The organism is uncultured Victivallis sp., from assembly GCF_944391105.1.
Taxonomy (GTDB): Bacteria; Verrucomicrobiota; Lentisphaeria; order Victivallales; family Victivallaceae; genus Victivallis.
Genome location: NZ_CALXSK010000016.1, coordinates 1 through 18,586, shown reverse-complemented (window position 1 = coordinate 18,586; position 18,586 = coordinate 1). Strand labels below are relative to the sequence as shown.

10 protein-coding genes are annotated in these 18,586 nt (G+C 55.2%); 5 read left to right on the top strand and 5 right to left on the bottom strand.

What is annotated here, in order from left to right; all coding sequences use genetic code 11:
* Nucleotides 1-48 precede the first annotated feature (48 nt).
* The 5 genes from Q0K10_RS06835 to Q0K10_RS06820 all read right to left on the bottom strand — a co-directional run bounded on the left by Q0K10_RS06835 (nucleotide 49) and on the right by Q0K10_RS06820 (nucleotide 8,585).
* On the bottom strand, nucleotides 49-4,473 hold the full coding sequence (locus tag Q0K10_RS06835; RefSeq protein ID WP_294504952.1) for a hypothetical protein: 4,425 nt from the start codon (nucleotides 4,471-4,473) through the stop codon (nucleotides 49-51).
* A gap of 44 nt (nucleotides 4,474-4,517) precedes the next feature.
* Nucleotides 4,518-5,273, bottom strand: coding sequence for a type II secretion system protein (locus Q0K10_RS06830; RefSeq protein WP_366942973.1), 756 nt, complete (start codon nucleotides 5,271-5,273; stop codon nucleotides 4,518-4,520).
* A 931-nt stretch (nucleotides 5,274-6,204) separates the two neighbouring features.
* Nucleotides 6,205-6,525, bottom strand: a complete 321-nt coding sequence (locus Q0K10_RS15605; protein WP_366942970.1) for an acetylxylan esterase — start codon at nucleotides 6,523-6,525, stop codon at nucleotides 6,205-6,207.
* Nucleotides 6,410-7,453, bottom strand: coding sequence for an acetylxylan esterase (locus Q0K10_RS06825; protein ID WP_294504946.1), 1,044 nt, complete (start codon nucleotides 7,451-7,453; stop codon nucleotides 6,410-6,412). Before Q0K10_RS06825 ends, Q0K10_RS15605 begins: the two co-directional genes overlap by 116 nt.
* 28 nt (nucleotides 7,454-7,481) lie before the next feature.
* A complete protein-coding gene (locus tag Q0K10_RS06820; RefSeq protein ID WP_294504944.1) occupies nucleotides 7,482-8,585 on the bottom strand; it encodes a sialidase family protein in 1,104 nt (367 codons plus the stop codon).
* Between the two features lie 125 nt (nucleotides 8,586-8,710).
* On the opposite strand from Q0K10_RS06820, the gene Q0K10_RS06815 reads away from it, so the two are divergent.
* The 5 genes from Q0K10_RS06815 to Q0K10_RS06795 all read left to right on the top strand — a co-directional run.
* Entirely contained in the window at nucleotides 8,711-9,574 is an 864-nt protein-coding gene (locus tag Q0K10_RS06815) for an AraC family transcriptional regulator (RefSeq protein WP_294504940.1), read from the top strand.
* A 676-nt stretch (nucleotides 9,575-10,250) separates the two neighbouring features.
* Nucleotides 10,251-12,839, top strand: a complete 2,589-nt coding sequence (locus Q0K10_RS06810; RefSeq protein WP_294504937.1) for a virulence factor SrfC family protein — start codon at nucleotides 10,251-10,253, stop codon at nucleotides 12,837-12,839.
* A gap of 98 nt (nucleotides 12,840-12,937) precedes the next feature.
* Nucleotides 12,938-15,733: a virulence factor SrfB gene (locus Q0K10_RS06805; RefSeq protein WP_294504935.1), complete on the top strand. Its 2,796-nt coding sequence runs from the start codon at nucleotides 12,938-12,940 to the stop codon at nucleotides 15,731-15,733.
* A gap of 351 nt (nucleotides 15,734-16,084) precedes the next feature.
* Nucleotides 16,085-17,722, top strand: a complete 1,638-nt coding sequence (locus Q0K10_RS06800; protein WP_294504932.1) for a hypothetical protein — start codon at nucleotides 16,085-16,087, stop codon at nucleotides 17,720-17,722.
* Nucleotides 17,719-18,586, top strand: an 868-nt coding sequence (locus Q0K10_RS06795; protein WP_294504929.1) for a hypothetical protein, incomplete at its 3' end; no start/stop codon positions are given. The genes Q0K10_RS06800 and Q0K10_RS06795, both read left to right, overlap by 4 nt.

Genomic DNA, 18,586 nt, shown 5'->3' with positions numbered 1-18,586 from the left:
GGGGAGCCGTTCCGCAAAATTCTCCAGAATGATCATTCCGGAAGGTATTCACTTCAATTGGATCTGCACTGTATTGAGCTGATTCGGCTTCAAGGGAACCTCGAAACGTCCGTCCTTCTCCGTCGGGTATGCAGGATCCGCGGGCGGAAAATCGCTCCGGAGCACCAGCTTCGGCGCTTTCCCGGCCGCGATTTCTGCGGAAATGGTTTTCCGCTGCGGATCGTAATGGAAAGAACGAATGTCCAGATCCCGGCTGTCCGTCGCACGAACGTCGCCGTAGATGAAATCCAGCGCCATGGTCACATTGGAGGCCAGCCGGATGCCGGGATAGTCTCCGCTGAGGCGTTTCAGAAGATTTTCGTTGGCCAGGCACGCTTCTACAAGTTTCAGCCGCTCTTCCGTGGAAAGCCCCTGGAGCCGGACCGCCATGTTCATCACGGTATGATCCTGCCGGAATACGCCGTTCCCGTCGTACAGGGCGGGACGGATGAAACGGCGGAGATACTCATCCTGCTCCTTCGGAATGTAATCGGCATAGAGTTTGAGCAGTCGCGCCGGAATCCCCTGGCTCATATCGTAGAGGTGATAGGACGCATTGACGGGAACCACGCCGAAGCGGTATTCGTATCCCGATTCGGTAAATCCGGTCCCGTAAACATCTTCTGCTTTGAACAGCGCCTGTCCGGTTTCGCGGATGTAGTTTTTGAACGAGAAACGTGCGAGCGTCGGAACCATCCGCCGGGCGGCGCGGTAGAGCGCCTGATCCCGCCATGCCTCGTCGCCGAGAATCTCCGCAATCCGGGCGACGTTCATCATACCGGCATATTCGCAGTTGAGCATGTCGATCGAGGCGGCCTGGCCGGACTCTCCGCAATGCCCGGTCAAGGTCACCGGATCGTCTCCGCTGAAAATCAGCTTCGTGAACCACCGGAACCAGGTCGGATTCGCCCGGATGAACTCCCGCTGGCCGAACTGTTCCGCCACCGCGCACGCCACTGTCGTGATCATGTAGGCACTCTCGTTCGCGTCGCAGATATTGAAGTTCGAACCCGTTCCCGGGGTGAATTTCGTGTGATGTACGCGGGGACTGTTGTAGCAGACCGGATAACGCAGGCCGCTGTACGGCTCCTCCCGCCACCGGGCGGCGCTCTTGTATCCGTATTGCTCCACCGGCGTCAGCAACCGATAGGCGAGGCGTGCCTTGAAGTTCTCCAGATTCCGCGGATTCAGACCGAACGGAGCTCCGACCGTTCCGGAAGAACCGTGCAGCCACATGTGCAGACTCATATTCCGGCCGGGATCGGACGGTTTGAAGGGATGGACGAAATTCGCCGTGGCCACCGGGCGGCTTCCGCCGATGAACCGGGCGGCTTTTGCGTAAACCTCATTGATGACGGTGTCCACATCCTCCCCCGTCCGGCAGCCGGGAAAGGCCGGAAGTTCATCTTCCGGCAGCGGGAGACTCCAGTGCACGGTGTCGGAGTTGGATCTCGCGGCGAAATAACCGAAAGCGGTCGGCAGCCGCCAGTTTTCCGCCTCGTTCGATTCAAAGAGCACGCCCCGGGTGAAATAAGCCAGCGGCGAAACCGGCGCGAAGGGTTCGGGGGAGATCTCCCAGTCGTTGGCGGTCTCCCGGTACGAGTAGGTTGTCCGGATTTGGATGCGTCCCTTTTCGCGGTCGATCTTGAAATACTCCCGGGCGGCGACCGGATAGGCGTAGGCTTTCGGAATCCAGAAATCGATTTTCCGCAGCAGCTCTTCCGGGAGTTTCTTCTCCCAGCCGACGGTGGAGACCCGCCGGTTTCCCTCGATCCACAGCGGCAGGATCATGCCGGTCCCGCCCCGGCGGGTCACCGTCAGCCCCGAGAGTTTGCCTCCGGAGAAGTCAAACGTCACGGAATCCGGTTGTTTCGAGAACACCAGCAGCAGCGGCACCCCCCGCTCCTTCGGGAACAGCAGCAGAACCGGCTTGTCCCACTTCCCCGTCAGTACCGGCGGCGTGCGGAGGTCGAAAACCGAGATCCCCCCATCGCGGAATACGGCTGCGCAGGCGGCGAGATTGCTCAACGAAAGAAATGTGCTTTCTCCGGAAAACTCCCACCGGGTTCCCGGAAAGACGAGGCTCGTGTCGAAACGGTGTTTCTCTCCGGTCGCGGTGTCGATGACGTTTCCCCCTTTTCCGAACGGGTTGGCTCGATCCACCCGGACGTGACGCACCGCCCGCGGCGGCTGGGGCGGCAGGATTTCCGGGCAGCTGCCGAAACCGCCGCTTTCACGGAGATTTTCCGTCACGACCCGAATCATGTTTTCCTCACCGAAACGGATCTTCTCCTCCGGAATCCGGTAGCGGTGCGGCCGTTCCCAGTAATTCGGCATGTCCCGGGTCACCTTGCCCAGGAGCGTGTCGTTGAAATAGACCTCCGCCAGATCGTCAATGCCGCGCTCCACCTGAAAAAAAAGCGGTTCCCCGCGCCACTTCTCCGGAATGACCGGAGCACAGCTCAGTTCCAGCACGCCGATCTGTCCGTAACTGTAATTCCAGTCCACATCGCGCTCCTGTTCCGCCGGTGCTCCGGAGAGTGAACGGATATGCCACTTGTTCAGTCGCAGTTTGGGCGCCGCCGTTTTCAGAAACTCATACTCCCCGCTGCCGGAGGCGACCGAGAGATTGTTGCGGAACGTTTCGCACAGCAGGCCGTCGCCCAGCGCAAATCCCACGCGGCCGATGTTTTCCGCCGTGATCCCTTCCAGCCAGCCGTCTCCGTCGCGCCGGGGAGAACTCAACTCTTTTTCCGCAAGTTTTCGGCCGGTCAGCTCCGAAATCACCCGCAGAAGAAAGGGGTCGATGGCCGCCTTTTCGCGAATCAGCCCGCAACCCAGCCCGAAGGCGTTGTAGATGACGTTCTCCTTGCGCACGAGGAGCGGCGCACCGTTGGCGCCGGTCAGCAGGATTTCAGCACCGGGCCGGGGACGCAGATCCCGATAGATGCCGAATTCCGCATCGGAGAGCTCCCGGAACAACGCCGCGTTTTTTCCGGTCGGCTTCAGCGCGCTCCGTTCCGGAAATCCGGTGACTTCACGCACCGTCACCTCCGCCGGAATCAGTTCCGCCACTTCCGGGTCGGCGATGTTGGCCGCGGCATACAGCCCGGTGCCTTTGCGTACCGCCGCGGCGATCCGGGCGGCGGCTTCCGGATCGCGGGCCGCCGCGGAATAGATGATCACGTCCGCCTCTTCGGGGGAGTCGCAGAGAACTGCCGCATCTTTCACCGTGTCGAGGAGCATTTCGCGGTAGCCGCGGTAGGGAATGGGATCGGTCAGCCCCTTTGCCGATACGGGGACGTCATCGTCGTTGTCCAGATGAAAGTACACCTTGAGCGCATCGGAAGCCGGAGTCCCGCGCGGGCGCCCGGGCGGATAGACGATCACTTCGGCCTGCTCGGAACCCAGACCGAGACTTTCGGCCGAGCCGATCTGGAAATCGCGGAATTCCACCGTCACTTTTCTGCCGGCCTGTGTCCCATTGATTCCGACGAACGGCTTGATCTGCCGGATCAGATACTCCTGGTCGAGCAGCCCGAACGTGCTGTCCAGCCCGAAGTGATACCGGGCGAACTCACGGCCGGAAATCGTGATTTTCGGCCCCCAGTGCATGACGACTTTTCCGTTCTGACGCGTGGAGATGATCAGGTGAACCTGCACCGATCCCCCTTCCGGGCAGCGGGCGCGGAACGCGAGTTTCCCCTGTGCATGGAACGGCGCATCCACGCTGCGCACCACCTGCACCGCGCAGTTCGAGTTGTTCTGCGGCCCCGGAATCAGCGTGAGGTTGAATTCCGTCGGAGAAAATGATTCCACCTCCGCCCGGGAATCTCTGGTGAGCGTCTCCGGAATATAGCTCCAGTCGGCGCTTTTCCGCTGCGGGCGGGCGGCCGCCGCAGGAAGAGCCGGAGCGTCTTCAAACCGGAAATCCTCCACCGCCACCGTCACCGCCTGACCGCCTCGGGGATTGACGATTCCCACCCCCGGCTTGATCTGCCAGATATGATATTCTCTGTCGGGCATGCCCAGATCTTTGTCGAGCCGGAGAACGTAACTCTTCCACTCTTTTCCGGAAACCTTGATCTCCGGCCCCCAGTGCGGAACGCTTTTGCCGTTTTCCCGCGCCGAAACCACGAATTTCATGCTGACCGTTCCCCCGTCGGGACAGCTGGCCCGGAACGCGATCTGCTTGGGATTCCTGACCGGCGCATCCATGGTGTAAACCAGCTGGGTTCCGCATTTGGCGTTGTTCTGCGCTCCCGGCGTCAGCGTCAGACGAAAGGCTGCGGGAGAGGTCGATTCGATCCGCTCTTCGGAATCCGGAGTCAGCAGCACCGGAATCGTCTGCCAGACGGGCGGAGCCGCATGCAGCGCCAGAAACGGAATGAGTGTTAACAGGATCAGAATCAAAGATTTCAGTTTTCTTGTCATTGGGGTGTCTCCTGGATGGTTATCCGATAAATCTGCACTGGAAATCAGCTGCCGCGGGTGTTGCCGCTGGTGCGGGCCTTGCCGTCATATGTCCAGACGTTTCCGTCCTTGTTGTAGCACTTCAGCGGTCCCCCCGCCGCGTACCAGTCGACGAAACTCATGGTCTCGTTCTGATTGAACAGCCCGATTCCGCGAAGCGAACTGACGCTCCCGTCTCCGTGCGCCAGATTCGCAACCATGCTGCCTGAGTGGTGGGGTATGACGTAACTCCCGCTCGTCCAGGTCGAATTCGTCAAGCGACCGTTTCCGGCATCCGCCACGATCAAAAACAGCGATGGATTCCGGAGCATGGTGACCTTCAGCCACGGATACTGAATGTCGGTAACTTCCCGCCCTCCTGTCTCAAAGCAGTTGTACCCGTAGGGAAGATGTTGATACATCATGGAGTCAAGATCATTTTTCTCCGCTCCGTTTATCGCTATTTCCGTATTGCGGTTTCCCCATTTGATTGCGGCGATATCCGCGAAAACCGGCAGCGTCACGTAGTTCCTGTCCGTCAGAACTTTCGACCAGAAATTATCCCCCTCATACATGACCGCCTTGGGAAAATAATCGTTGTAATCCCCCTGATACAGCATCAGACCGCTGCCGATCTGCTTGAGGTTGTTGACGCAATTCGAGGCCTGTGCCCGATCCCGGGCACTGTTCAACGCAGGCAGCAGCATCCCGGCCAGAATCGCGATGATCGCAATCACCACGAGGAGCTTTATCAAGGTAAAAGCCGCTTTTCGCGTTACCAGGTCGTGGGAGGCAGGGGGCGTGTCCGCCTTCCGGAACGTTGCAGGGTCGTGGGAGGCAGGGGGCGTGTCCGCCTTCCGGAACGTTGCAGGGTCGTGGGAGGCAGGGGGCGTGTCCGCCGCCCCCCGCACCCCCTGCGTCCGGCAAGGTGCCGGTGCCGGGTACGGAGCGGTTCCGGACGTGGCTGCGGTCGGCAGGCGCGAGGGGAAAGAGCCGCAAAAACGCGAACGGCTCTTCCCGCTTTTCTGCGGAAAGACCCATTCGCGTTTTTGCTCCACTTCGCCGCTTGCCGAGCGGAGACTTTGTTGCGGGGCAATGATGGACCGATGAGGAGTTTGAGGGTTGGTCGGTACGGGGAGAGACGCGCTCTTACGAGCCGCTTTCTCTCCCCCGAACCCCTCTCTTGTTCTGCCGGGCGCTGAACTTTGTTGCGGGGCGATGATGGACCGCTGGGAAGTTTGATGGTTGGTCGGTACGGGGAGAGGCGCGGTGTTTCCAATCGCTTTCTCTCCCCCGAACCCCTCTCTTGTACTGCCGGGCCTGAAACTGGATTGCGGAAGTTCAGACGATTCTGGCTGCGGAGCGGAAAGCCGATAACTCTTGGACATGGGGCAAGTTTTTACCATCAGAAATTCGATCAATTCGAATTCGGCCGCCCGTCCTGTTTCTGTCGATGCGGGGAGCTGTTCCGCCCGGAAGCGTTTCTGCCGGATAGATTCAGAACGGCCGGATTGGGCTGCGTTCCTTCCGCAAGTGGCGTGCAACAACAGCCTGAGGCAAGAAAATCTCCTGTTCATGATGTCCTCCTCTCTTGTTCCGTTTCTTTTGATTTTGCGTGTGTTCGATTCCAGTATGCTGATGTCCAGGGGGTTCCGTATTCCTGTCGACAAAGAATTCATTCATCTTCTCCGGATGGTGTTGATTGATCCCCCCTCAGCGGATTTCTCCGGTAAACACGGTTTCATAAGGATCCGGCTGCAGGCAGCGACCGTGAATCCGGTTCTGATGAATTTTGATCGTCTTTTCCCCCGCGAGATTGCGGAAGAGAATCATCTGTCCGGAGGGAGGACAGACATAGTCCCCCAGACCGATTGCGATCGTCGTCGGACATTTGACCCGGGTCGCAAGATTGGCCGTATCAAAATAGCGGAGTGTTTCCGTGTATCCCGGAGCCCAGCCCCCCCAGTCGCCGGAACCTGGCTTTCCCGGCCAGATCGGCCATCCATGGGATCTCCGCAACGCACTCCGTGACATGCGGATTCAGTGCAGCCGCGGCAATCGCCTGCGCCGCCCCCATGGAACCCCCTTCGACTCGAATGTCCCGTCTGTTCCACACGGGCAGCGTCTCCGCATACTGAATTGCCCGCTGTCCCCGCATGTACATGCCGTAGAAATCATTCTTGTATTTGTCGTTGTTGTTGCGGAAACAGTAGTTTTTCATCGTGCGGTTTTGAAGATCCTTGTAATATTCCGGTTCGCGATCCGGTTCTTCCCCCTGCCGGGTGACTTCCACGACAAGCCGTCCCTTCTTCGCCGCCTCGAAGGGAATCCGGGTGGCATGGAATCCGTATCCGGTAAATCGAACCGTCATCGGCAGGGAACCCGGCGCGGCGTTCCGGGGATACAGAATGTATCCGGTCGCCGGTCGTTCACCGGGAAAGGTGCTGATGGAAAACTTCAGCACCTCGATGTCGTCCCGCACCGGAAGAGCCTCCACTTTCGCATCGTAAGGCGTGCTGTGCAGCCGGGCGACTTCCGCATCCCAGAAGGCATGGAAGTCGGCGGGCAGGGGATCGGCGGGCAGCTGGTTGACATCCGCCCCGGCTCCGCTTTCGAACCGCTCGGTGCGTCCCTTCATCGGATTGCCGTCGTGATCCAGTACGTTCACGATGATCCGCACAAAACCGGGTTTGTCGATCCGGGTGGTGATTTTCAGCGGCTCGTCGGAGAGGGCTTCGCCGTGTTCGTTTTCGCCATCGTCTCCGGTGCGGTTCCAGACCAGTTTTCTGCCTTTGGCGATTGCGCCGTCGGCATCTTTGTCCCGCAGAGTGACGAGGAAGGTCATCGGTTCGCCCGCCTTGTAGAGGACCGGACTTTTCTCCGTTTTCCCGTCAAAGTAGAGGGATTCGGCCCACAGGGTTCCGGTGAGCGCGAGAGTTGCGAGCAAGAGTCGTTTTTTCATTTCATCTCTCCTGACATTTTCATCGCTTTCAGCGGGGATACAGCGGATGCCGAGGCGGTTGGTTGATGATTTGAGCCACACGGGAACTGTCGCGGAGCATTCCGCGCACCATGATTTCCGGTTCCGTCAGGCGCGTCAGCAGGATCGCCTTTTCTTCGAATCTGCTCCAGTCGTGAAGGATGTAGATGACTCCGTCGCTGTCCTCGGCGACATCCGGATAGGAGGTGTGCATCCGCGCGTCGAGCAGCATGGGGGGGCTCCAGGTCCGTCCGTCGTCCCCGGAAATGGAGACGCTCAGATTGATCCGGTCGACCGCATCGTTGTTGCGTACGCAGATCAGATTTCCGGAACGGAGGCGGCCGATGTAAAAACGACTGCCCGGACTTGTCAGCGGTCCGTTGAACCCGTCGCTCCACGTTTTCCCGCCGTCCGTCGAAACGGATTCGGCGATGTGTCCGGTGCCGGCGGTCCGGGCAAACAGCCGGAGTGTGCCGTCCCGGTGTTCCAGGATGATCGATTCGTCGAACGGAGTTGGAATTTTTCTGCCGGCCTTCCGTCGGATCCAGCTTTTCCCCTGATCGAGGGATTCCGAATAGCAGTAGTGTTCGCTGTTCCGGTCATAGGCGCACATCAGCCAGCGGCCGTCACGCAGCGTGGTCGGTTTGCAGCGCAGAAATCCGTCCGTCACGTAAAATGGTTCGGACCAGCGGATTTCCTCGGCGTCCGGATCGTCGGCGGTCATCGCCCAGGTCTCATGGAACTCCTTCCCCGGGCAGCCAGGGCCACCGCCCCAGCCGATGACCTGCGTCCAGAACACCCAGCATTTTCCGGCGGGATCGATCCACAGCTGAATGTCTATGCAGCGCAGCCCGATAGAAAGTTTGCTCTCGATCACGAGGATCGGCTCGCTCCAGGTTTCCCCGTGGTCGTCGCTGCGCACGAGCAGATTGTAATTGCGCATGTCCGGTTCGGCGATTCCGCCGGAATACCAGCCCGCCAGCAGACGCCCCTTCGCGGTGCAGACGATGGTCGGACATCCCTGCCACAGGCGGTGCGGAGTGGAAAATCTCTCTTCCGGATGGAAATGTATGTATCCCGGCTGCGAGGGGAGCTCTATGGTTACTGTTGACATTTTCGTTCTTGTTTCCGTATCTGGATCTTGTTGTATTTATTTAATATTATAGTATATTAGCATAGGAACGACAATAGTAAAAATGAGTTATTTATTGTATTTTTCGATACTTTCGGGGAAGAACGATGGACAGTATTTACGGAAATGAGTGGAAAAAACGGGAGAAGGATCTTCTCTCCGCCGATCAGATTTCCCGGATGAAAATCGTTCAGAATGCGCCGCCGCCGCTGGTTCTCAATGTGTCCCACTGGAACTGCTTTTCCCCGTGGCATGTTCCTGCCCGGAAAATCACGGATCACCTGCTGTTGTTCGTCGAGAGCGGGGAATTTATCGTCAAACTGGCGCATCGGGAGTTGCATCTTGCGCCGGGGGAGGGGCTGTTGATTCCGGAGAATACGGTTCACTCGTACCAGCTAGCTCCCGGCTGTTCGGAAAGCAGTTATTACATTCTGCATTTGTTGTGTCTGCCCAACGATCTCATGGCGTTTTTTCCGGAGTCCCCGCATCGGCTGCATTATCCGGAGGGGTTCTTTGAGCATCTGCGGTTTTGCATCGCGCTCCGCAACACGCATCCCGGCCATGCGGAGGTCTATGTGTGCGAGCTGTTGCGGCTGCTGATCCGGGAGTGCATCGCCGATCAGGATTCCGTTTCCGGCGAAGCGGAAAGTTCCGATCACCGGATTCATCAGATTCAGGAGTTTATAAAGAGCAACTACACCGGCAACATCAGTGTTCGCGACATCGCAGATGCAGTGGGACTCAAGGAGGTGCAGTGTCGCAGAATCTTTCAGAAGGAGACCCGGATGAGTCCGATGGAGTATCTGAATCGTCTTCGGCTGCTTTACGCGATGCGTCTTTTGATCTGCAGCGACCGGAACGTCGGGGAGATCGCCGCAGCCGTGGGGTTTCACTCCGCGAGTTACTTCTGCCGCGCCTTCCGCAAGTTCTATCGGAAAAGCCCGGAAGAGCAGCGGAAGTTATACCGCTGACTTCCGGTTCCCTGCCGCCCCGGCCGATGGCGCCGGGGGCCCGGAACGACGATGAATAACGAATGGTGAAGCATTGTGTTTCAGACGGTGTTCTGCTGGTTATACGGACGTATTCCGGATGCGGATTCTCTGCCGCACTGACATCTCTCCGGCATCATCAAGACTTATGAATGAGAGTACATTATCCTGGAAAAAAGGGGATTTTCGACGAAAAAAATCGGTTTCAGGTTGACAAATCCGAACGGATAGAATATATTCCCCCATGCTGTAGAACTTCAGCAGGGCTGATGAAAAATCCGATCCAGTCATCGGAGATGTACGATAAAACTTGCAATTTTGATCTGTCACATTCCATAATCCGAGAACCGTATCTTCCAGGGGGGAGGAGCCCGTAACTCATGATGTACTTCCTTTGTTCTGTCAAAATCACAGGCCTCGGCGTTTTCCGGAGTCAGCCGTTTTTTTGCATCATGCGCAAAAAACGGCATTCAGCCGGGCTGCAGAATTTGAAAGTGCAATGATTTGACATGGTGTTTGTTGCAGAAAGCAAAGGCGTTTGAAAAATGTTCGGAGCCACCTGGATAAGGCGCTGACAAGGACTCCGATAAAAAAACTCTGGTAATTGGTACGTTGGAATTAAAGTTGAAAAGGTTCAATCCCCAAGGAGACTTTTAAAATGCAGGAACTGGTGAACTGGTATTGGAAACACGGAGTTAAACGAGGATATTCCGCCGATGATCCGGATCGTGAACTTCGCAGAATTTCCATCGGTGGATGGCTTGATCCGATCGTAAAGATACTAGATCGAAACGATGCGATCCACTCCAATGCGAAAGCGAAAGCGTGTCTTGCCCTGTGGGGGCCTTCTCAAACCGGTAAGTCGACGATGATCAGCCGGTATGTGGACGGAATTCTTGACGACGGAGGCGATTCTGCCCTGACCTGGTCGGAAAACCATAAGACCCGTTTTTCCCCGCCCTCGGGGGGAATCGATTTTCTTCAGAGCATTGCACCGGATACACTCGTGTTTAACCCGTACAACCATAAGTCTGATGCATCAGGTGTTGCAACCCGCTATACGCTGAGGTCAGAAGGAGATGGTGTTAACCCGGATTTTCCTATTGAACTCAAATTTACGACGCGTGCTCAGATCATTCAGTCGTTGTCACAGGGGTATCTCTCGGAATGTGAACCGATCGGCGAACATTTTGTTTTTACCCAGGAACAATTTATGGACGAGGTAGCAGAGGGTGAGCCGTGCGGCGGTACTCGCGAAGCCTACTGGCTGTTGAAGGATATCGCCAATGTGCTGGAGTGTATGAAAGGAGATCCTCGTTTCAACAATCTGTTCAAGCGGGGCGAGTGGGATAAGAAGATTCGGAAAGCTCTGGTATCCTCGCCGGCGTTGCTGGCAAATCAGTCAGCGGCTGAAGATTTTATGGCAAAAATCTTCTGGGATTCCGCTGAGGTGTTGACCCGATTCTACAAAGAGGCGGTGCGGATGCTTGAGCAACTCCAGAAGGAGTGGGAGGGGTGCCGGGTTTTTACCTCCATGGAGGTCGGCGCACTTCTACTGGACATCGATTCCTTCAAGAGTTTTGTCGCGTTCGACGGGGAAAGGAGCCGGAAGATCAGTGAAAAGGTCTCCCAGCTTGCATACGAGAAGTCTGGAGAGGAAGTGCACATCTTTCTGAAGTCGGGCGGCTCCTCCATCGCCGGGGACGCGTTCGGCTATTTTCAGGCGATTTGTGCGGAACTGGTGGTCCCGCTGCGAAAGGAGAATCTGGAAAACAATCCCTTGAAGAACTCCTTCCTGGAGCTTGCCGAAAAATGCGATTTTCTCGATTTTCCCGGCGTGAGCAACAAGAATGTCGGGAAAAATATCGAAGAGGGAAATACTCTCCTCGTCGATCTGGCTCACGCGAATCCGGCCGACATCTTCACGAAGGTGTTCAAGCAGGGCAAGACTCAGTGCTTTGTGTACAACTATGTGAAAAAATATGGAATCGATGCGTTTGCGATTCTCGTTCGCACGGATCTTTATCCGAGTCAGTCGAGTTTGTTGAGTGCGGGGGTTCGGGAGTGGCTCTGTTCGTTCAATCCGAACTGGGCGCCAGGCCGCGCTGCGGATATGCCGGTCTTTGTGGATATGACGTTTTTTGCCGGGCTGATTAACAGTGTTGCCATGAATGGAATCGGAAATGGGTTGACTCCCTATGTGGAACGCATTCAGGATCTTTCGTTTGCCAGGAAGGAGTCCGCGCAGTTCTTCGCCACGACCTATCATCAATTCCCGGACGGCAAGATCGACAATCCCGAACAGCAGGAACTGACGATCTCCTCCATTATGAAAGATCCGGTATTTTCTTCGTCGACCGGATTGACTGAGGAGAATCTCCGGGCCGTTTACTCTTCTGACGGCGGGCTGGATTACATGTTCACGAACATGACGCAGAAGATTAATACTGCGCGAAGGCTCGATCTGTGCCGGTCGATTCTGGTTCGGGATCATGCGGATTTCCAGCGTCTGGTTTCGAGTCAGCTCCCTTCTGATGAGGATAATGCCTCGGATCAGCGGAAGGAGAAACTTCGGGAATGCCTCAAGTCAATGGAGGCTGCTCTCAGGCAGATCGAAGAGGATGATGATGCCAGTGAGTACAGAAAATGCGCCAGCTGCATCAAGGGGCTGCTTACAGCCTCGCATACGATTTTCGACCCCATTCCGCAGAATGCTTCCGACATGAGCAAGAAGGAGATCAAGGCGTTCATCAAGAGTCAGATCGCAAAATGGTTCGACTACAAGGTCGCCAATCTTGACGATTATGATTTCCTGTCGATGGAGCAGAAACAGATCATATTGACTGCTCTGCGGGACTCTATTGACGAAGAGGGGTTGTTCCGTCTGCTCAAAAGCAATCTCGGGGGAATATCGAGCCGGATCACTGCGGATGCTGCCCGATATCCGTTCGCACTCGCGTTTGGGAATCTTCTGCAGGCCGGAGTCGTATCTCGGTCGGATGATGAAACGGCTGTCGGCGAGCGCAATCCGGCGATTCTGACCCAGTTTATTCAAGCTCAGATCGACAAGGATTCCGAGAAGGAGGGGTCACCCTACTACCATCGGATTTTAAAACCATTCCTGGCCAAGCTGGAGTTTCTGGCCGATAATGCGAAGACCGGAAAGAGACCTCCTCAGGAGGGAGATGCTGAACTCTCGGAAATATTCGGCCGAATCGAAGCGTCGCAGATTTTTCAAATTCTTTGAGGTGAAATATGGCACAACAATGTGTGAAGAAGATCATTGTTTTTCTGGATTCTGGATTGCAGAAGACCTTTGTTCCCCTGAGAAAACCGGTGAATTTCATGGATTTACCGAAAAATGTAAAGGCTCCGGCATCGCTGAACGAAGCTCTTGCGGAAATTGCTCTTTATGACGATCTGATTCCGGCTGAAACCAGGAGATTGCTTGACGAGATGTTCAATGGAGGGAGCAAACGGGATTGGGATTCCTTTGCTCCATATCTGAAGGCGAGATTCGGGCAGAAAACCTGGCATTTGAAAAACGGACTGGAGATCTCCTTGAACGGAATCTGGTTCATGATTGAAACCAATACCAGTGGTCAGAACGGCAATAAACTTCCTCGCCGATTCGACCGGGGATATTTTTATCAGAGCAACTGCTTCTCTGAAAGTGAAAAGCAGATGTTCATCGAGGCCAGAAAACGAAATCTCCCCGTTTCCGGAGGTATTTCGCATTACATTCCGCTGCAGGAGAACGAAACGCTTCCGCTTGATATTTTTTACCATGACCGGCAGTCGAATTCCGATGTTAAGATCGATTTCGGCGACCTGAAATTCGAGCTTGCAATCCGGACGCCCGGGGGAAAAATCCGGGATGTTGATGTGATTCTCGACCTGGGGAATACAAGAACGGCAGGATTGCTGTTTGATCATGCGGGGAATGCAACTTTTGAGCCGGACAGCTTCAAGCAACTGTTCAAGATTTTGCGCATCAAGCCGGATCCTTCCTCGGGAGAATATGATTCGCTTGACGATGTCGAGGCGGGAATCGTCCCCTCCTGGTTCATCCTTCATCAGCTTGAACATCAAAAGTATTTCGGCAGGAACGATTCTAAACTTCCTGTGCTGCTGGAAACCGAGTACCAGAATGTTCAGGTTTCCGAGATCGTTTCCGGCTTGATTTTTAAAACGAGGACATATGAGATTTCCGGGCGCGTTTGTCAGCGGATTCCTCAGATGTTCACGCAATTGTCTCCGGTACTGCTTGGAGATCAGGCGGAACGTGAGTTCAACCGGCCCTATGCCCGGGCGATGATTTCCGTCGGGGCGAATCTGCAGCTCAGTTCTCCGAAACGCTACTATTGGGACGACACCAGGGGGAACGTGTGGTGGAACCTTCTCCTGAATGAATGGGACAAGGCGTACAACGAGTCGCCGCGGGATGCGACTGCTCTTCCGACATTGCAGGGAGAGATGCTTCGATTTATTCCTGAAGACGGTTCCATTCTGGATTTGAATCAGGAGCGCGAACCCGCCGATGCGCCGCAGGCGTATCCGGAACGACCCTCCTATCCCCGGCAGTCGACGTTGACGTGGTTTCTTCTGCATATTCTTGAGCGGGCTTATTCGCAGATCAACTCGGCATTTGCGCAGGGAGCTACATTCATTCCGCACCGGTTGCGCAAGGTGCTGATCACTTATCCTTCCGGTTGGACCAACGATGAGGTAAATCGTTACCGGGAAAGATGCCAGGAGGCACTTGATATTTTCTCTCAGACCAACGTTTACCATGGGGTAAAAAGCCCGTTCCGCCTTGAGATGGTTCCCCGGGAACAGACCCCGGACGAAGCGGTGGCGGGGCAGCTGCCATTTGTTTTCAGCGAAATTATCCGTTATCCCGGACAGACTGCCGCGAAATGGATTTCGCTGGTTGGTCGCAAGCGGCAGGGGACGAACACGGTTCGCATCATGAACTTCGACATCGGAGGCGGTACTTCCGACATTTCGGTGGTGGAGTATAAAGATCTCAACAATGCCGGGGCGGGGGTCGCCCAGAATCTGTTGTCGACCTGTCTGCTGTTCAAAGACAGCCAGGCGATCGCGGGGGACGATCTGGTCAAGCAGATCATTGAGAAAATCATTCTAGGTGGATTGCTTCGCGCAAAGAATGCGGTTCCGGGTTTGACCGACAACATTTTGAGCCGGTTTACGCAGTCATTCAACAACCGGGAAGATGAGGCGGTACGGAGTCGAATTGTCCGAACCTGCCTGATTCCATTGGCAACGATGTGTCTCAGCCGGTTGGGGGAGGGGTCGGTACAGTTTTCCGCGCAGCAGGCGGGGGTCAACCAGAACAACTGGAAGGAATTTCTCGATTTTATCCGGACGCCGGAAAATGCTATCCCTTTCACGCAGAGCTGTTTTTCGTTTCACAGTACTGAAATTAATAAACTGATGGAGAAATTGTTTGCCGGTCTCTTCCTGAACTGTGCGATGTATGCGGCGGCTTACGATGTTGATCTGCTGATTTTCAGTGGCAAGCCCTCTGAACTTCCGTATATCCGGACGATGGCCCGGCAGTATATTCCGATCGATGATGAGCGAATTATTTTTGCTCGTGACTACAAGGCGGGACACTGGTATCCCTTTACTGATGAAAAGGGATACATCCGGGATGCCAAAACAGTGACGGTTGTCGGGGGCGCACTCTATTACGCGTTGTCGAACGGCTTGATTTCCAACTGGAAAATCGAAACTTCCCGAAATGTTTCCGAACGTAATGAGTGGGGGCAGCTCGAAGCGATGAAAAGTGCTGACCGTGCGGTGTTCCTCTCCAAGGAGGATGACGAGGCGGAGATTCGGATTCTTCCAAACACCATCATCGCTCGGCGGCAGAACATCTGCAGTTCCCCGGAGCCGGTCTATAAATTCCTGCAGAAGGATGCCGCTGCGCCACACAATATCCGTAAGATTCACCTGAAACGGACCATTACAGATGACGGGGAATCCCTCTCCATCACGGCGGTTGACGACAGTCCTGAGATGGCGGCTGATTTTGAACTTAAACTCTGGCCTTGCGAAAGCAGCAGCGGATTTGTGTTCTGGCAGGAGAAGGGGATTTTCGACAATTTGGAATGAAAAACTTGGGAGCATGTTGACAGGATGAGAATACATATTGGGATGAAAACAATTTCATGGCTTTTGTTGCTGTTTCTGACGGTATCTCTATGCGCTGCCCCCGGTCGAGCTCAGGAGGAACCGAATAAACCGGTGGAGGTGAAGAAGCGCAACACGAATGGGAGTACCAAACAAACTGCGGTGGAAATATCAGAAAAGAAAGAATCGACCGGGGACAAATCGGGAGAGTCGAAAACAGTGACGATCGTTGAGCAGCCACCACCACAACCGAAGCCCGGTGGGTGCGAAACCGGTACAATGGAGATGATTCTCATCTGGACTGCTTGCCTGGCGGGGGTGGGAAGTCTGGGGATGTTGATCTTCTTTTTCTGCGTGCAGTGGAAGATGGGCCGGAAGATTCAAGGTATTTCCAGGGAGGTCGGGGACCTGGATGAAAAAACCGGGTTTCTGGCTGAAAAAACCGGGTCTCTGGCTGAAACCGCCCGGAAACAAGTGGAACTTCTTGAGCAGGTCGTCGCGAAAACTCCGGCGGAATCCGGGGTTGCTTCCCGGGTGGCGGAGACGTTGAAACTTCAGTTGGAACAGTTGCGCAAGGCGTTGATGAATCCGCCCTCTTCACAGAATGATCTGGAGATTCTGACCACGGTCAGGAGTATCAAATCAAAGATGGAAAAAGAGTTGGATGATCTCCGTCTAAAAGAACGTCAGGTTCATGAACAGAAAGCGGAACTTGATTCCGAAAAATCCGAGATGAAACGCAAGCGGGCGGAAGCGGAACAGAAAATCGCCAATTGTGAAAACGATGTACGGCGTGCCGTGGAAAATGTCCGTATTGAAGTTCAGACGGCGATGCGGAAACAGTTTCAGATGGAAGAGGCGAAACTGCAGGAGACGATTCAGCAACTTCGAGAGAAAGCGGAGGCTTCGCGACAGGAAATTTTACGTTTGAATACCGCGATATCGGAACGGAAAATCCAGAGCGCCGATGCGGAATCCTCCGGCTTTGAACGCGGTGTCAATCAATCGATTGAAAAGATTCGGGAACTTGAGCGCAGCCGGGGCGTACTTTCCTGTCAGCTTGAGCAGGCAAAAACGCAGGTTGGAGAGCTTCAGCAGAAGCTTTCCGGTTCGGAGCAGGAGCAGAAATCTCTGCGGGAGACGCTTCGGAATCAGGAGCTCCTCCGGGAGAATCTGGCGAAACAGCATGCGACCGAGTTATCTCAAATAAATGCTCAGTTGACAGAAAGGAGTCGTTCCATCGCTGAGATTACCAGGCAAAAACAGATCGTCGATCAGGAACTGGGCACTTTCCGGATTCAGCTTGAAAAGGCTCGAGAAATGGTTGCTGCTGCGGAGCGGAAGGCCAGTGAATGTGAGCAGCGGTTTGCCGTGATGCAGACATCCGTCGAGCAGTTGAGGCAGGAGAAGGAACAACTGAGTGCGGCCGTTGCGGCGGAACGCGCCTCCGTGGCGAAACTGACCGATGAAAAAAACGCTCAGACGGCGTCTTTGCGTGCGGCGATGACGAAAATCGAGAATCTTCAGAAGGAGGTTTATCCGGCGGAATGCCTCGCGGATCCGGATTTTGCGATACTGAAGGAGCATTTGGATTCGTGGCTTGCTGAGCAGGCGGCTTCAGCGGAGATCGTGAAATCCTCATTGGGGTTGTTTTCGCAGCGTGCTGTGGTCAATTCGGAGACGTGGCAGTTGGCGTTGCGCAATATTTCCATCGGTATCACACAGACGCTTCAGCAGAGAAATGTTCCGAGTGCAGCGATTTTGGCGGAACTGTTTTTGTGGAGCAAGTTCCTCATGAAATTTTCCAATGAAGATTTTGATTTTTCACTCAAGATTCCGAATATAGGAGAAGGAGTGGATCCGGCCTGGATGTCGGTGGGGAATTCTCGTGCAACAAAGGTGAGCCGGGTCATCAGCTGGGCGGTTTGGAACAATCAATTTGGAGTTATGCACAACGCTGAGGTTGAATGATGCAAGTCAAGAGGAAAACGGGGGTTGTGATCACGGAGGCTGACGGGACTCCTTTGACCAGCGGGCTCTATTACTATTGGGATGCGGATCTCTCGCAGATTTTGCTGCAGGAAGCGCACGACTTCTGTCCGGATGTGGACTTCAAACAGAAAGAGGCAGCTTCCTTTGAAACCTGTTTCCATAAGGATACCGCCAAGGGTGTCGAGTTGTGCGGGACATCCAAGTCGCTTGATGACAAGGGGGTACAGATACCGGAAAGTGATCTGGACCGTTTTATTGCCGCGATCGATCAATTGCATGCGAAGTCCGAGCGGCCGGGAGTTCCGGAGGACAGCCGGAGTTTTATGCGTGATTTCGTCGTTCCCAATCCTCTGACGATGCGTTCCGCGTGGCGGGTGAGTACCGGATTTTCGAAAAGGCTTCTGGTGCTGTGGGGATACAGTTCTGCGGCATCGGAGGCGGTGGTTCTGCCGTTGACGCCGACTTCGGAGAAATGGGAGGATGCCGCGCAGCGGGTTGATTTGAAAAAACTTCTCGCCTCATCCGGACTGATTTCGAAGCACAAATTCAACTGGGGGAAATTCTTCCGCTGGCTTCTACTGTTGCTGCTGCTTGTGTTGTTGCTGTTGCTGCTGCTCGGCTGGTGGGCGTGGGGACATAAATGCGAAGTCTGCGACGGAGCGACCTCGATTTCCCTGCGCCACTTCCCGTTCGTCTGCAAAACGTGCGACAAAGCGGAAAAAGAGTGCACATGCAAAAAAACTGACGTCCCAAGTCCTCCTGGGACACCAGGACCTGGGACACCAGAACCAGGACCTGGGACACCAGAACCAGGACCTGGGACACCAGGACCTGGGACACCAG

Excerpts from the sequence above, each read along its gene's own strand:
- Q0K10_RS15605 (WP_366942970.1), bottom strand. The coding sequence starts at position 6,525 with ATGTCACGGAGTGCGTTGCGGAGATCCCATGGATGGCCGATCTGGCCG.
- Q0K10_RS06820 (WP_294504944.1), bottom strand. The coding sequence starts at position 8,585 with ATGTCAACAGTAACCATAGAGCTCCCCTCGCAGCCGGGATACATACAT.
- Q0K10_RS06800 (WP_294504932.1), top strand. The coding sequence starts at position 16,085 with ATGTTGATCTTCTTTTTCTGCGTGCAGTGGAAGATGGGCCGGAAGATT.
- Q0K10_RS06825 (WP_294504946.1), bottom strand. The coding sequence starts at position 7,453 with ATGAAAAAACGACTCTTGCTCGCAACTCTCGCGCTCACCGGAACCCTG.
- Q0K10_RS06815 (WP_294504940.1), top strand. The coding sequence starts at position 8,711 with ATGGACAGTATTTACGGAAATGAGTGGAAAAAACGGGAGAAGGATCTT.
- Q0K10_RS06810 (WP_294504937.1), top strand. The coding sequence starts at position 10,251 with ATGCAGGAACTGGTGAACTGGTATTGGAAACACGGAGTTAAACGAGGA.
- Q0K10_RS06835 (WP_294504952.1), bottom strand. The coding sequence starts at position 4,473 with ATGACAAGAAAACTGAAATCTTTGATTCTGATCCTGTTAACACTCATT.
- Q0K10_RS06805 (WP_294504935.1), top strand. The coding sequence starts at position 12,938 with ATGGATTTACCGAAAAATGTAAAGGCTCCGGCATCGCTGAACGAAGCT.